Here is a 14,531-nt window from a genome sequence, read left to right on the forward strand (position 1 = left end):
GCTTGCGTCGCCCCTGTAGGAGCGGCCTTGTGTCGCGATGGGCTGCAGAGCAGCCCCATTGTCTACTTGCCTGACGCGGCCAGCGGGCAATGCAGAACCAGCCTGGCCCCACCCAACTCGCTTGCCCCCACTTCCAGCCCGAACCCGTGCAGGTCGACGATCGCCGCAACGATCGACAGCCCCAGCCCGAACCCCGCATGGCGATGGCCTTCTTCGCTGCGATAGAAGCGCTTCAGTACCGCAGCCCGTTCTTCTTCGGGAATACCCGGCCCGCTGTCCTCGATGGCCAGTTGCAGGCCATTGTCGTCCTGCGTGGCGCTGATCCGCACCTGGCCACCCTCCGGGGTGAACTTGATAGCGTTGCCCACCAGGTTGGCCAAGGCTTCGAACAACAGCTCGCGGTCACCATGCAGTGCCGGCAGTTCTGCGGGCTGCTGCAATTCCAGGCGAATACCGCCATCCTCGGCCAACGGCAGATAGAAGTCATGCAGCTCCACCAGCAGCGCGTGTGGGTCCAGCTGGACGAAACCGGCGCGCCGTTGGCGGTCTTCCAGTTCGCTGATGCGCAACAGCCCGCGAAAACGCGCCATCAAGGTGTCGGTTTCGCCGATGGCCTGGTCCAGCGCCTCGGCCTGGGTGGAGTCGCTGTCGCTCTGCTGGCGAATGCGGTACAGCTGGGCGCGCAGGCGCGTGAGTGGGGTGCGCAGGTCGTGGGCGATGTTGTCGCACACACCCTTGACCTCGTGCATCAATCGCTCGATGCGGTCGAGCATGGCATTGACGATGGCTGCCAGCATGTCCAGTTCGTCACGCCGGGCCGACAACGGCAGGCGGTGGGTGAGGTCGCCGGCGACGATCAGCTCGGCCTGGGCCTGGATCGCACGGATGCGCTTGAGCGGCCTGCGGCGCAGCAGGTACCAGCCGGCAAAGCCTGGGATCAGGGTCAGCGAGATACCCCAGAGCAGTGCATGCAGGATGATCCGGGTAACCACGAACAGCGAGCCGTTGTCACGCACCAGCACCAGCCAGCGGCCGTCCTGCACCTTGATCGCCACGGCATCACAGCTGTCACGCGGCATGTGCGGGTCGTCGGCGTCCAGGCAGCGCTTGAGTTCATGAACCTTGCCATCGAGCCGCAACTCCGGCGGAAGCGCGCGAATGCGCCCGCCAATCGGGTTGAGCTGGCTGTCGAACAGACCATAGGCATCGAAGCTGCGCTCTTCCAGGGCCTGGCTGGCGACCAGGGCATCATCCAGCTGCTTGCCGCTCATGTGGGCGAACAGGTGCTGGCGCTGCAGCATGGAATGACGGGTGAGTTTGTTCAGGTAGCTGGACACCTCGAAGTACAGCACCCCCATGAGGATGCTGCTCCACGCCACGAACAGAAAGCTGTACAGCGCCAGCAGGCGGCTGGTCGAGGAGCTCCAGCCTTTAGACGGGTTCAGCAATGGCATAGCCGGAGCCCCGTACCGTACGGATCAGCGGCGACTGGCCGGGTGAGTCGATCTTCTTGCGCAGGCGGCCAATGTGCACGTCGATCAGGTTGGTACCCGGGTCGAAGTGGTAGCCCCAGACTTCTTCGAAAATCATCATGCGGGTGATCACCTGGCCGCTGTGGCGCATGAGGTATTCCAGCAGCTTGTACTCGGTGGGCAGCAGGTTGAGCGTCTGATCGCCGCGCCGGGCCTCGTGGCTGATCAGGTCCAGTTGCAGGTCGGCTACCTGCAGGCGGGTCTGGGTGACCGGCACGCTGTTGCGGCGCAGCAGGACCTCGACCCGTGCAGCCATCTCATCGGAGGCGAACGGTTTGGTCAGGTAGTCGTCACCACCGGCCCGCAGGCCGCGCACTCGCTCGTCAACATCCGACAGGGCACTGATCATCAGGATCGGCGTGGTGATCTTGAGGTTGCGCAGGGTCGTGACGATGGTCAGCCCGTCGACCTCGGGCAGCATGCGGTCGAGGGTGATCAGGTCGTAGCCGCCGGCAATGGCTTTGGAAAGGCCTTCACGGCCATTGTCGGCCCAATCCACTTCCAGGCCGTGGCTGGTAAGTTCGGCGACGATTTCCTGGCCGGTGACGGCGTCGTCTTCGATGGTCAGTACGCGAGGCATGCTGGTTTCCGGGCATCTGATGGAGAGTTGATTGTGCCAAAGAATAGCCAACCGGCGATTTAAGAAAAATTCATCTGGCCACCCGACCGGGCGACACCCCCTTGTAGGAGCGGCCTTGTGTCGCGAAAGGGCTGCGCAGCAGCCCCCGGCAATTTGTGCATTTGCACTGAAATCCTGGGGCTGCTGCGCAGCCCTTTCGCGACACAAGGCCGCTCCTACACGGGACCGCGCAGGTCAGGGCAAAGCGGTCAGCGTGCGCCGATGCCTTCGGCATGCATGATCTGGGCAATGATCGGCACCGGGGTCATCAGGTGCGAACGCATCATGGCGCTGGCACGCTTGGCGTCCCGGGCGAGAAGCGCTTCGACCAGTGCCGCATGTTCCTGGCGCTTGAGTTCCAGGGCCTGCTCGGAAAACACCGTCTGGGTCAGCCACAGGTGCCGGTAGCGCTCGGCCTGGTCGAACAGGTAGGTGCGCGCCTGTAGCAGATGCCGGGAACCGCAACCCGACGCGATCGCAGTGTGGAATGCCTTGTGCCGTTCATCCCAGACATCCAGGCGCTGCTCGCGGGTTTTTACCTCCATCACCTTGGCCAGGGTATGCGAGTGGGCCAGTACCGACGCTTCCCAGGCATCGTCGCCGCGCTCGATGGCCAGGGTGATGATCATCGCCTCCAGGTTGGCGCGGGCATCGTAGATGTCGTTCATCTCCTCCAGCGACATGGGCGCCACGCGGTAGCCCTTCTGGCTGATCGCGTTGACCAGGTGCTCGGCCACCAGTTGCGACAGCGCTTCGCGCAACGGGCCGACGCCCAGGTCGTAGCGTTCCTTCAGGGTGCTCATCAACAGCTTTTCCCCGGGCTTGAAGACGCCGCGGATGATGTCCTTCTTGAGCCTCTCATACCCGCTGAATGCTGAGTTTTGTCGGGGGGCGAGCGCTTCCAAGGTCCTGTTTCCTCAAACCGTTTTGCCGATCATACCGAAAGCGCCGGCTGGCGAAAAACAATGGACAAACAAGCAAAACATCGCTGAAAAATAAAAATGTAGACATTTTGTGTTTGTGGCGATATTTTTCTCTCGCCCGCACTGATCCAGGTCATGACCGGACGGCGCCATTCACTTTCTTTGCCAGGACCTTGCCATGAACGCATTTACGCAGATCGACGAACTTGTGATGCCACTGCCGCTCGAACCGCATGGTTACACCATCGCCCCTTCGAAGCAGTCGCCGCGCCTGCTGGAGATCACCTTTGCCCGCGAAACGGTCGAAGCGTTCGTCCAGGCCGTTGCCCAGTGGCCGGTGCAGGCGCTGGAGTACAAGTCGTTCCTGCGTTTTCGGGTGGGTGAGATCCTCGACCAGCTGTGCCAAGGCACCCTGCGCCCGGTGCTGCTCAACACCATCCTCAACCGCGCCAGCGGTGGCATGCTGATCACCCCGGTCGGGCTGGATGACGTGAGCCAGGCCGAAGACATGGTCAAGTTCACCACCGCCTGTGCGCACCTGATCGGGCGCAGCAACTACGACGCCATGAGCGGGCAGTTCTATGCCCGCTTCGTGGTGGTCAATACCGACAACTCCGACAGCTACCTGCGCCAGCCGCACCGGGTCATGGAGCTGCACAATGACGGCACCTTCGTCAACCAGATCACCGACTACGTGCTGATGCTGAAAATCGACGAAAAGAACATGGAAGGGGGTAACTCGCTGCTGCTGCACCTGGACGACTGGGAGCAGTGCGACGAGTTCTTCCGCCACCCACTGGCCCGTCGCGAGATGCGCTGGACCGCACCACCGAGCAAGAAGGTGTCCGAGGATGTGTTCCACGCGGTATTCGACACTGATGCTGAAGGCCGCCCGACCATGCGCTACATTGACCAGTTCGTGCAGCCGGAAAACTTTGAGGAAGGCATCTGGCTGAACGCCTTGTCCGAATCGCTGGAAGGCAGCGCGAAGAAGCTTTCGGTACCGGTGGGCGTGGGCAGCTTCCTGCTGATCAACAACCTGTTCTGGCTGCATGGCCGTGATCGTTTCACGCCACACGAAGGCCTGCGCCGCGAGCTGATGCGCCAGCGCGGTTACCTTGCCTTCCCCAAACCGCTGTACCAGCGCGGGCAATAATGACAGGGCGTGGGGCGGGCGCCCGCCCATGCGTCCATGTAGCAAACGATGCCATCAGGGCCCTGCGGGCCTTGGTGAGCCAGCCAGGCAATGCCTGCGTGTGAGGTAAGGCTGTGTACGATTTCATCATCATCGGCGGTGGCATTGTGGGCATGTCCACGGCCATGCACCTGATCAAGGTCTACCCGGATGCGAAGATTCTCCTGCTGGAGAAAGAGTCCGGCCCGGCCCGCCACCAGACCGGCCACAACAGCGGCGTGATCCACGCCGGCGTGTATTACACCCCTGGTAGTCTCAAGGCGCGCTTCTGCCTGGAAGGCAACAAGGCCACCAAGGCCTTCTGCACCGAGCACGGCATCCGCTTCGATGAGTGCGGCAAGCTGCTGGTAGCCACCAACGAACTGGAAATGCAGCGCATGAAGGCGCTGTGGGAGCGCACCGCGGCTAATGGCCTGGAACGCTACTGGCTGTCAGCGTCCGAGCTGCGCGAGCGCGAGCCGAACATCGTGGGCATGGGCGGCATCTTCGTGCCCTCCAGCGGCATCGTCAATTACGCCCAGGTGACGGCGGCAATGGGCGCGCAATTCCAGCGTGCCGGTGGCGAAATCCGTTATGGCGCCGAGGTGGTCGGCTTGCAGGAGCTGGCCAGTGAAGTGATCGTGCGTACGCATGGCGACGAGCTGCGCAGCCGTTTCCTGGTGACCTGTTCGGGCCTGATGGCCGACCGCGTGGTGAGCATGCTGGGCCTGCGCACCGACTTCGTCATCTGCCCGTTCCGCGGTGAGTACTACCTGCTGCCCAAGCAGCACAACCAGATCGTCAACCACCTGATCTACCCGATTCCCGACCCGTCCATGCCGTTCCTCGGGGTGCACCTGACGCGCATGATCGACGGCACCGTCACCGTCGGCCCCAACGCCGTGCTGGCGATGAAGCGCGAGGGCTATCGCAAGACCGACATCAGCCCTGGCGACCTGTTCCAGACCCTGACCACCCCGGGCATCCTCAAGGTTCTGGCAAAGAACTTCCGCCCGGGCCTGATCGAGATGAAGAACTCGCTGTTCAAGGGCGGCTACCTCAAGCAGGTGCAAAAGTACTGCCCGAGCATCACCAAGGCCGACCTCACGCCGTACCCGGCCGGCGTGCGTGCCCAGGCCGTGTCGCGTGACGGCAAGCTGATCGACGACTTCCTGTTCGTCAACACTGCGCGCAGCGTCAACGTCTGCAATGCGCCGTCGCCGGCTGCCACGTCGGCCATTCCGATTGGTGCCTACATCGTCGAGAAAGTCTGTGAGCAAGTCAGCCGGCAAGGCAGCGCTGCGCCCAAGGCCGACCTGGCGCCGCGCCGGCGGGCAGCCGGCTGAAGCACCTGTAGCACCTCCTGCGGTTTCGTTTACTCAACCCGTACTGCCCTACTCACCCTCTAGGGCAGGGCGGGCTTTTTCGCGCCTGCGTCGGTGACGTGCAAGCCGACGGCCCCTGCGTGGGCATGACAAAAACAACAAGGTAACGCCATGCAAACCCACAACAACAATTTGAGTCATGGATTGAAATCACGGCATGTCACCATGCTGTCCATCGCCGGTGTGATCGGTGCCGGCCTGTTCGTCGGCTCCGGCCGGGCGATCGCCGAAGCCGGGCCGGCCACCATCCTCGCCTATATCCTGGCCGGTGCCCTGGTGGTGCTGGTAATGCGCATGCTGGCGGAAATGGCGGTGGCCTCGCCGGACACCGGTTCGTTTTCCACCTATGCCGACCTCGCCATCGGCAAATGGGCCGGCTATACCATCGGCTGGCTGTACTGGTGGTTCTGGGTGCTGATCATCCCGATCGAGGCCAACATCGCCGCCACCATTATCAATTCCTGGGTTCCGCAGCTGGAAATCTGGCTGCTGTCGCTGGTCATCACCTTGCTGCTGACCGCGACCAACCTGTTCAGCGTGAAGAACTATGGTGAGTTCGAGTTCTGGCTGGCGCTGGTCAAGGTGCTGGCCATCGTCGGCTTCATCGCGCTGGGGCTGTGCGCCATCTTCGGCCTGCTGCCGGGCTCCGGTGTCAGCGGCGTGTCGCGCCTGTGGGACACGGGCGGTTTCATGCCCAACGGCTTCGGCGCGGTGCTCAGTGCCATGCTCATCACCATGTTCTCGTTCCTCGGTGCCGAGGTGGTGACCATCGCCGCAGCCGAGTCCGACGAAGCGGGCAAGCACATCTCCAGGGCCACCAACTCGGTGATCTGGCGAATCACGCTGTTCTATATCCTGTCGATCTTCATCGTCATCGCCCTGGTGCCGTGGACTGACCCGCGCCTGGCCAGCGAAGGCTCCTATGTCACGGTGCTGGACACCCTCGGCGTGCCGCATGCCAAGGCGATCATCGACTTCGTCGTGCTGACTTCGGTCACCAGTTGCCTCAACTCGTCGCTGTACACCGCCTCGCGCATGGTCTATTCGCTGAGCCGCCGCGGTGATGCACCGGCCTGCGCCCAGCTGACCAGCCGCAGTGGCACGCCGGTGGTGGCGGTGTTGCTGTCCACCGGTGCGGCGTTCCTGGCGGTCATTGCCAACTACCTGGTGCCGGCCAAGGTATTCGGCTTCCTCATGGCCAGCTCCGGCGCGATTGCCTTGCTGGTGTACCTGGTGATTGCCATTTCCCAGTTGCGCCTGCGCCAGCGCCTGATTGCCCAGGGCAAGACCTTGGGTTACCGCATGTGGCTGTTCCCGTGGCTGACCTGGGCGGTGATCCTGTTCATCAGCGCGGTACTGGTGTTGATGTTGTTCCGCCCGGACCACCGCATAGAGGTCGTATCGACCATGGTACTGGCGTTGCTGGTGGTGTGTTCCGGCCTGCTGGTTACCCGGCGCCGGGCACGCGGGATGGTGCCAGGTGGTGTGGGGCAGGGCGCCTGACCCTGGCGCGCTGAAGACAGACGAGCAAGTCGCTCCCGGCTGTGAGAGGATGTCCGCCATCACAGCCAGGACCCCGAACGCAGCCTGATGAAGACACCCAAAAGAATCGAACCCCTGATCGAGGACGGCCTGGTCGACGAAGTACTGCGGCCGTTGATGAGTGGCAAGGAAGCCGCCGTGTATGTCGTGCGCTGCGGCAGCCAGGTGCGCTGCGCAAAGGTGTATAAAGAAGCCAACAAGCGCAGTTTCCGCCAGGCCGCCGAATACCAGGAAGGCCGCAAGGTGCGCAACAGCCGCCAGGCACGGGCCATGGCCAAGGGCAGCAAGTATGGCCGCAAGGAAGCCGAGGATGCCTGGCAGAACGCCGAAGTGGCGGCGCTGTTCCGGCTGGCCGCTGCCGGCGTGCGCGTGCCACGGCCCTATGACTTCCAGGACGGCGTGCTGTTGATGGAGCTGGTGACCGACGCCGACGGCGACGCGGCACCGCGCTTGAACGACGTGCACCTGGAGGCCGAGGAAGCCCGCACCTTCCATGCCTTCGTCATTCGCCAGATCGTGCTGATGCTGTGTGCCGGGCTGGTGCATGGCGACCTGTCGGAGTTCAACGTGCTGCTCGGCCCCGACGGGCCGGTGATCATCGACCTGCCGCAGGCCGTGGATGCGGCGGCCAACAACCATGCCTTCAGCATGTTGCAACGCGATGTGGCCAACATGGCGCACTATTTCGGGCGATTTGCGCCGGAATTGAAAAATACCCGCTACGCGCAGGAAATGTGGGCCTTGTACGAGGCGGGCGAACTGCGCCCGGACAGCCCCCTGACAGGGCTGTTCGAAGAGGACGCGCATGATGCCGACGTGGCGGGGGTGATGCGCGAGATCGATGCCGCCCGGCGGGATGATGCGCGCCGGCGTGCGGCGCGGGCCGAGGCCGAGCATGGGCCGGCTGGGGCCGAGGAGCCGACCCCGCCCTGGCTGCAGTGACAGGTCGCCTGTGCCGCAGCAACCGTTGCCGTTGACGTACGACAATATCTCGTCATTTGGCCTTTTCACTGGCGCGCGACAGGCATAAGGTATACGCCGTTCAAATCCCCTGGAGCAGTCATGTCCAACCAATTCCCGTCCGTTCGTCCTCGCCGCCTGCGCCAGAACGAGTCCCTGCGCACGATCTTCCAGGAAACCGAGTTCCGCCTTGAAGACCTGATCCTGCCAATCTTCGTCGAAGAGGGCATCGATGACTTCGTGCCGATCACCAGCATGCCCGGGGTCAACCGTATCCCCGAGAAGCTGCTGGCCCAGGAAATCGAACGCTATGCCCGCGCCGGCATCAAGTCGGTGATGACCTTTGGCGTTTCGCACAACCTGGACGCCGTTGGCAGCGACACCTGGAACGAAAACGGCCTGGTCGCGCGCATGTCGCGGATCTGCAAGGACGCCGTGCCGGAAATGGTGGTGATGTCCGACACCTGCTTCTGCGAATACACCAGCCACGGCCATTGCGGCGTGTTGCATGACCACGGCGTGGACAACGATGCCACACTGGCCAACCTGGGCAAGCAGGCGGTCATCGCCGCCGCTGCCGGTGCCGATTTCATCGCCCCTTCGGCGGCAATGGACGGCCAGGTGCAGGCCATCCGCAGCGCGCTGGATGCTGCCGGGTTCCACGACACCGCGATCATGGCCTATTCCACCAAGTTCGCTTCGTCACTGTATGGCCCGTTCCGCGAAGCCGGTGGTACCGCGCTGAAGGGCGACCGCAAGAGCTATCAGATGAACCCCATGAACCGCCGCGAAGCGGTGCGCGAGTCGTTGCTCGACGAGCAGGAAGGGGCCGACGTACTGATGGTCAAGCCGGCCGGCGCCTACCTCGACGTGATTGCCGATATCCGTGCCGCCTCGCGCCTGCCGCTGGCCGCATACCAGGTCAGTGGCGAATACGCGATGATCAAGTTCGGCGGCCTGGCTGGCGCCATCGATGAAGGCCGGGTGGTGCGTGAAAGCATCGGCGCGATCAAACGTGCCGGTGCCGACCTGATCCTCACCTACTTCGCCATGGACCTGGCCCGCGACGGTATCTGACCGGGGCCTTTGCCCATGTAAGCCGCTGCCATCGCAGCGGCTTTCCTCCAATGCGCAGCAGCTGCCGAGAAAGCACGAAAAAGCAGTAAGCGCTGAATTATTTAGTGTCCCGTTGTATCTCATCCCTTAGAGCATTCATCGACAGGGATACGGACATGAAACCTCGCAAGAAAAGCGTCCAGCCAATCGGCCTCAAGGACATCACCATCGTCGACGACGCGAAGATGCGCAAGGCGATTACCGCAGCCGCCCTGGGCAATGCCATGGAGTGGTTCGATTTCGGTGTCTACGGCTTCGTCGCCTATGCCCTGGGCAAGGTATTCTTCCCCAATGCCGACCCGGGCGTGCAGATGATCGCGGCGTTGGCCACGTTCTCCGTACCGTTTCTGATCAGGCCATTGGGCGGGCTGTTCTTCGGTGCCCTGGGCGACCGTTTCGGGCGGCAGAAGATCCTCGCGGCAACCATCGTCATCATGTCGCTCAGCACCTTCGCCATTGGCCTGATACCGTCCTATGCCAGCATCGGCATCTGGGCGCCGATCCTGTTGCTGCTGGCGAAGATGGCCCAGGGCTTCTCGGTAGGGGGCGAGTACACCGGCGCGTCGATCTTCGTCGCCGAATACGCGCCCGACCGCAAGCGCGGGTTTCTCGGCAGCTGGCTGGACTTTGGCTCGATTGCCGGGTTTGTGCTGGGGGCTGGGGTGGTGGTGCTGATCTCCACCGTGCTGGGTGAGGACAAGTTCCTCGAATGGGGCTGGCGCCTGCCGTTCTTCCTCGCCCTGCCGCTGGGCATCATCGGCCTCTACCTGCGCCATGCGCTGGAGGAGACCCCAGCCTTCCAGCAGCACGTCGACAAGCTGGAGCAAGGCGACCGCGAAGGGCTGGCGGCCGGGCCCAAGGTATCGTTCAAGGAAGTCGCCACCCAGCACTGGCGCAGCCTGGTGACCTGCATCGGCGTGGTGATCGCCACCAACGTCACCTACTACATGCTGCTCACCTACATGCCCAGCTACCTGTCGCACAACCTGCACTACAGTGAAGACCACGGCGTGCTGATCATCATCGCGATCATGGTCGGCATGCTGTTCGTGCAACCGATGATCGGCCTGCTCAGCGACAAGTTCGGCCGGCGCCCGTTCATCATCGTCGGCAGTGTCGGCCTTTTCGTGTTGGCCATCCCTGCCTTCATGCTGATCAACAGCGGTGTGCTGGGGGTGATTTTTGCCGGGCTGCTGATCATTGCCGTGCTGCTGAACTTCTTCATCGGCGTGATGGCCTCGACACTACCGGCCATGTTCCCGACGCATATCCGCTACAGCGCCCTGGCCAGCGCCTTCAACATCTCGGTACTGATTGCCGGGCTTACACCGACCCTGGCGGCCTGGCTGGTGGAGAGCAGCGGCAACCTGTACATGCCGGCGTACTACCTGATGGTGATTGCTGCCGTGGGGCTGGTCACCGGCCTGACCATGAAGGAAACCGCCAACAAGCCGCTGCGCGGCGCGGCACCGGCCGCATCGGATATCGAGGAAGCGCGCGAGCTGCTGCAGGAGCACCATGACAATATCGAGCAGAAGATCGAGGACATCGATGCGCAGATTGCCGAACTGGAGGCCAAGCGCAAGTTGCTGGTGCAGCAACATCCGCGCATCGACTGATCAGCGTGGCATGTAGCCACGCTGCCAGGAGCGGGGAATGAAGCGCGACACCAGGGCCAGCACGCAGGCCAGCGAGCAGCTGCCGGCCAGCGCCTGCAGGCCCAGGCGTTGCTCCAGCCAGGCCCCCAGCGCAGCGCCTAGCAGCATGCCGGCCCACGGGACCAGTTGCACGCGCCAGCCGTTGCGCCGCTCACCCAACAGCCAGCGCCCCAGGCCGCGGCCGAAACGTGACAGGGCGCCGGTGACGTAGGTCAGGCCGATCGGCAGGCCGTTCACCTGTTCGACCACGGCATTGATCATGCCCATGGCCAAGGTGGCGGCCAGCAGCGCCGGGAAGGTATTTGCCAAGCGCCAGCCAGCGGCGAAGGCCAGCAGTACGGCGACCACCAGCAGCACTGGCCAAGCCCGCCGGCGGAAGGCGCGCGCCAACAGCACACCCAGTGCGTTGCCGGCGACAAAGCCGAGCACGGCGCCACTCAGGCGCAGCACCATGGCCAGGTCCGCTTCACTGATGGCCACCGCCAGGCGCGTGGTGTTGCCGCTCATGAACGAGACGAAGTCGCCCAGTGCCAGCAGGCCGATCGCATCGGTCATGCCGGCCAGTACCGACAGCCCGGCAACCAGGCCAAGGCCGACACGGCCACGCAGGATCTGCAGGCGCAGCCGCCGGGCCGTGCGTGCAGGAAGGGCGTTGGGCAGCATGCAGGTACCTCAGCGGGGCAATTCGCGAGCGAGGGTGCTCTTGATGGTGCGTTCTACCACGTCCACCAGCACCATGGTCTGGTGGTCGACCTCGATATTCAGCAGTTCCCCGGCCTGGTAACGGGCGAAGGTGGTCTGGCGCAGGGTTTCCGGGATCAGGTTGATGGTCACCACGTTGTCTTCGACATCGGCGACCGTCAGGCTGCAGCCGTTGACCCCGATGAAGCCGCGCGGGAACACGTACTTGCCCCATTGCGCGGGCATGCGGAAGCGGATGAAGGCACCGGTCGGCTGGATCGACAGCTCGACGATTTCGGCAGTGGTGGCGATGTGCCCAGCCATCAGGTGGCCGCCGACTTCGGCGTTCATTTTCGCAGAACGTTCGATGTTGACGCCTTGGCCAGCCTTGAAGAAGCGCAGGTTGGTGCGCTCGAGGGTGGCGGTCATGGCATCGAACCTGACCCGGCTGCCGTCGATTGCGGTGACCGACAGGCAAGTCCCCTCGACACTGACGCTGGCGCCGATCTTGAGCTCGTCGAGCAGCTCCGGGGTGAGGTCGATGGTGAACTGGTTGTGGCCCGGGTAGCTGGTCACATCAAGCAGAGGGCGGACGGCCTGGACGATGCCGGTGTACATGGGATGCTCCTGGACACAGAGAAAGAAAACTTTCGAACGCTATGCCCGTGGAGCGCTAAATGCAAGACCGGCCAGCCCTGTTCAGACATGCCCGCTGCTGTTGACGATGCGCAGGCACAGCGCCTCGTACGGGTCCAGGTTCACCGTCAAGCGCCCGTCCTCGGTCAGGTCACCCTCGACCGTCTCGTTGATCATGTCCACCACCGGCCCCGGGGTGAACCCGGTCAGTTGCAATTGCTCGGCAATCACTTCCCGGCCAAAGTTCAGCGCACTGATCTGGATGCCGCGCCCGGCCGGCAGCTCATGCACCATCACCAGCAACCCGGGGCTGCTGACGTCGGGTACCAGCAGCTGGCGGCTGCTGGCGATACCATAGGCCTGGCGCACCGCCAGCAGCTTTTTCACCTTGCAGGCGAACGAATCGCCGTTTTCCAGCTGGCTGTCCAGGCTGCCATACAGCGCCCGCGCCCGCGGCAGGCCACGCACCGATGCCTCGGCCTGGGGGGCGAGCCCGGCCAGGTCGTAACCGCCGCGGTGAATCCAGCGGGTATCGCCATCCATCATCCGCTCTGCCACCGCTTCGGCGGGCAAGGGCAGGGCGCCCACCAGGTCCCAGCCGGACAGCGCCACCACGCCCGGCTGCATGGCGTTGTACATGACCAGCAACAGGTGCACCTTCTGGATCAGCTCGACCTCTGCCGGGCCGATCTGCTCAAGGTCGCGGATGCCCAGTGCCGCGGCGATCAGGCTGACCGTGGTGCAGGCGATGCCATTGGTGACGAAGCGCAGGTTGTAGGGCGCATGTTCGCCGGACAGGCGTTCGTAGATTTCCTCGCGGATATGCTCGCGCAAGATGCCGCCAGGCAAGGTCTGGCCCTTGTACAGGTACATGTCATGCGCGTGCAGGGTCCAGAAATGCACCAGTTCCACGGTCAGCTCATCGTGGTTCTGCAAGGCATGGATCAGCGAGGCGGGGTCGATGCCGAACGCGTGCATTTCCTTGAACATCAGGCGCAGGAACTCGGTGTCGCCGGTCAGCAACGCGTGCTGGTAGGCGGGCCGGGTGACGAAGTCATAGGACAGGTCGGCACCGCCCCTGGACATCTGCGCGATGTCGTCGAGCGTCAGGTTCAGTTCCTGGAAGCTGAAGCCACCAGCCTTGCGGATCATGCCACCAATCAGCTGGTTGCCGACCAGCGACAGTGGGTGGCTTTCCGACCAGGCGGTGCCGTTGGCGCGCGTTTCCACGCCGAGGAAACCGTTGGCATCCAGGCGCAGGCCGCGCGCGCCCAGGCAGTCCAGGGCATGCAGGGCATCGCCAATGATCATCTGCTGGGCGGCGAAGGTCGGGTCCAGCCAGTTCAGTGACGGCTGGCCTTCCTTGAAGTAGTGCAGGTATACCCAGCGCCGCGTCTTGCCGTCCACCCCGGTCACCGGCGGCGTGGCGCTCCAGTCGGTTTCCTTCACGCCTGGCTCGAAGAAGATCACCCGTTGCAGCTGGCCGACGATATAGTGCCGGGCCTTGAGTTCGTCGCACTGTGCCGGCAGCAGGTTGACCGCGTCGCGTCCGGCAGGGACCTCCGGCAGCAACGGCCAGTCCTCCTCGCGGATCTCGACCATGTGGTAGAGCCCCGGGTAGGGCCCATGGGCCAGCTCGGCGAGGCGGAAGTCGGCGCCTTTGCCGGTGTGCGAGGGGATCAGGTCGTCGATGGTCACCGCGTTGTGTGCGGCGGCCATGCGGCTCATCTGGACCAGCTCCTGCTCGCTGCCGTACAGCGGGTCGATGTCGAAGCTGATGCGGTCGAAGTTACCGTCCACGCTGGGCGTCAGTTGGCGGCCCTGCAGGCCGCCGGACTGCTTGATCGGCCCGGTGTGCAGGCCCTGTATGCCGATCTCCGACAGGCGCTTCCACAACGCCTCGTGGGCCAGGGTGCCGAGTACCGAACCGCCCTCGGGGGCGATGATGGCGTCGGGGTAGACGGTCAGCCAGACCGAGGCGATCTCGATGGCCCGGCGCGGCTGGGCTTCGGCATAAGGCTGCTGCCACAGGCGCGACTGGCCTGAATACAGGCGGGTACGTTGCTGCGAGGCCTGGAGCATGGCGCGGTCTTCGAGCCATTTGACATAGGACGGGTCGGGCTGGGTCATTGCGCCTCCTCATTGCGTGTCACCGGCTCAGGTTATGACGGCTTTGCAGGCGGAACGTTTCACTTGGTTGCGTTCGTTGCAGGTGACGCGTTGGGGCGGGTACCCATGTCCGGGAAACCGGCCAGTCGAAAGGTCCTACAACCTCTTGGGAGGGCCCTGATTTCTCACAGAATGG

At 63.7% G+C, this 14,531-nt stretch carries 12 protein-coding genes; 6 read left to right on the forward strand and 6 right to left on the reverse strand.

Annotation, left to right across the window (positions count from 1 at the left end; all coding sequences use genetic code 11):
• Positions 1–62: 62 nt before the first annotated feature.
• The 3 genes from HG549_RS11985 to csiR all read right to left on the reverse strand — a co-directional run bounded on the left by HG549_RS11985 (position 63) and on the right by csiR (position 3,056).
• Positions 63–1,454 carry a HAMP domain-containing sensor histidine kinase gene (locus HG549_RS11985; protein ID WP_170029696.1) on the reverse strand — a complete coding sequence of 464 codons (1,392 nt, stop codon included), beginning with the start codon at positions 1,452–1,454 and terminating at the stop codon, positions 63–65.
• Entirely contained in the window at positions 1,432–2,112 is a 681-nt protein-coding gene (locus HG549_RS11990; RefSeq protein ID WP_170029697.1) for a response regulator transcription factor, read from the reverse strand. Before HG549_RS11990 ends, HG549_RS11985 begins: the two co-directional genes overlap by 23 nt.
• 248 nt (positions 2,113–2,360) lie before the next feature.
• Positions 2,361–3,056, reverse strand: a complete 696-nt coding sequence (csiR, locus tag HG549_RS11995; RefSeq protein WP_170029698.1) for a DNA-binding transcriptional regulator CsiR — start codon at positions 3,054–3,056, stop codon at positions 2,361–2,363.
• Positions 3,057–3,252: 196 nt separating this feature from the next.
• Between csiR and glaH the strand changes: the two genes are divergently transcribed.
• From glaH to proP, 6 genes are all read left to right on the forward strand, one after another.
• Entirely contained in the window at positions 3,253–4,230 is a 978-nt protein-coding gene (gene glaH / locus HG549_RS12000) for a glutarate dioxygenase GlaH (protein WP_170029699.1), read from the forward strand.
• A gap of 113 nt (positions 4,231–4,343) precedes the next feature.
• Positions 4,344–5,594 carry an L-2-hydroxyglutarate oxidase gene (gene lhgO, locus HG549_RS12005; protein ID WP_170029700.1) on the forward strand — a complete coding sequence of 417 codons (1,251 nt, stop codon included), beginning with the start codon at positions 4,344–4,346 and terminating at the stop codon, positions 5,592–5,594.
• A 150-nt stretch (positions 5,595–5,744) separates the two neighbouring features.
• Positions 5,745–7,136: a GABA permease gene (gene gabP, locus HG549_RS12010; protein WP_170029701.1), complete on the forward strand. Its 1,392-nt coding sequence runs from the start codon at positions 5,745–5,747 to the stop codon at positions 7,134–7,136.
• A gap of 87 nt (positions 7,137–7,223) precedes the next feature.
• A complete protein-coding gene (locus tag HG549_RS12015) occupies positions 7,224–8,117 on the forward strand; it encodes a PA4780 family RIO1-like protein kinase (RefSeq protein ID WP_170029702.1) in 894 nt (297 codons plus the stop codon).
• 120 nt (positions 8,118–8,237) lie between these two features.
• The gene (gene hemB, locus HG549_RS12020; protein WP_170029703.1) at positions 8,238–9,212 is read left to right on the forward strand and encodes a porphobilinogen synthase; all 975 of its coding nucleotides are present in this window, start codon (positions 8,238–8,240) and stop codon (positions 9,210–9,212) included.
• A gap of 155 nt (positions 9,213–9,367) precedes the next feature.
• Positions 9,368–10,870 carry a glycine betaine/L-proline transporter ProP gene (gene proP / locus HG549_RS12025; RefSeq protein WP_170029704.1) on the forward strand — a complete coding sequence of 501 codons (1,503 nt, stop codon included), beginning with the start codon at positions 9,368–9,370 and terminating at the stop codon, positions 10,868–10,870.
• Here proP and HG549_RS12030 read toward each other — a convergent pair whose 3' ends face one another.
• From HG549_RS12030 to treS, 3 genes are all read right to left on the reverse strand, one after another.
• Positions 10,871–11,572: a YoaK family protein gene (locus HG549_RS12030; protein WP_170029705.1), complete on the reverse strand. Its 702-nt coding sequence runs from the start codon at positions 11,570–11,572 to the stop codon at positions 10,871–10,873. It lies immediately after the preceding gene.
• 9 nt (positions 11,573–11,581) lie between these two features.
• The gene (locus HG549_RS12035) at positions 11,582–12,208 is read right to left on the reverse strand and encodes a riboflavin synthase subunit alpha (protein WP_170029706.1); all 627 of its coding nucleotides are present in this window, start codon (positions 12,206–12,208) and stop codon (positions 11,582–11,584) included.
• Between the two features lie 81 nt (positions 12,209–12,289).
• Positions 12,290–14,356 (reverse strand): maltose alpha-D-glucosyltransferase, encoded by a 2,067-nt coding sequence (treS, locus tag HG549_RS12040; protein WP_170029707.1) that lies wholly within the window; start codon positions 14,354–14,356, stop codon positions 12,290–12,292.
• Positions 14,357–14,531 lie beyond the last annotated feature (175 nt).

The organism is Pseudomonas sp. SK (assembly GCF_012975065.1).
GTDB classification, from domain to species: Bacteria; Pseudomonadota; Gammaproteobacteria; order Pseudomonadales; family Pseudomonadaceae; genus Aquipseudomonas; species Aquipseudomonas anuradhapurensis.

Bases quoted from the DNA above. Each gene is read 5' to 3' on its own strand.
- hemB (WP_170029703.1), top strand. From the start codon at position 8,238: ATGTCCAACCAATTCCCGTCCGTTCGTCCTCGCCGCCTGCGCCAGAAC.
- HG549_RS12030 (WP_170029705.1), bottom strand. From the start codon at position 11,572: ATGCTGCCCAACGCCCTTCCTGCACGCACGGCCCGGCGGCTGCGCCTG.
- HG549_RS11990 (WP_170029697.1), bottom strand. From the start codon at position 2,112: ATGCCTCGCGTACTGACCATCGAAGACGACGCCGTCACCGGCCAGGAA.
- gabP (WP_170029701.1), top strand. From the start codon at position 5,745: ATGCAAACCCACAACAACAATTTGAGTCATGGATTGAAATCACGGCAT.
- HG549_RS12035 (WP_170029706.1), bottom strand. From the start codon at position 12,208: ATGTACACCGGCATCGTCCAGGCCGTCCGCCCTCTGCTTGATGTGACC.
- HG549_RS11985 (WP_170029696.1), bottom strand. From the start codon at position 1,454: ATGCCATTGCTGAACCCGTCTAAAGGCTGGAGCTCCTCGACCAGCCGC.
- glaH (WP_170029699.1), top strand. From the start codon at position 3,253: ATGAACGCATTTACGCAGATCGACGAACTTGTGATGCCACTGCCGCTC.
- HG549_RS12015 (WP_170029702.1), top strand. From the start codon at position 7,224: ATGAAGACACCCAAAAGAATCGAACCCCTGATCGAGGACGGCCTGGTC.
- proP (WP_170029704.1), top strand. From the start codon at position 9,368: ATGAAACCTCGCAAGAAAAGCGTCCAGCCAATCGGCCTCAAGGACATC.
- treS (WP_170029707.1), bottom strand. From the start codon at position 14,356: ATGACCCAGCCCGACCCGTCCTATGTCAAATGGCTCGAAGACCGCGCC.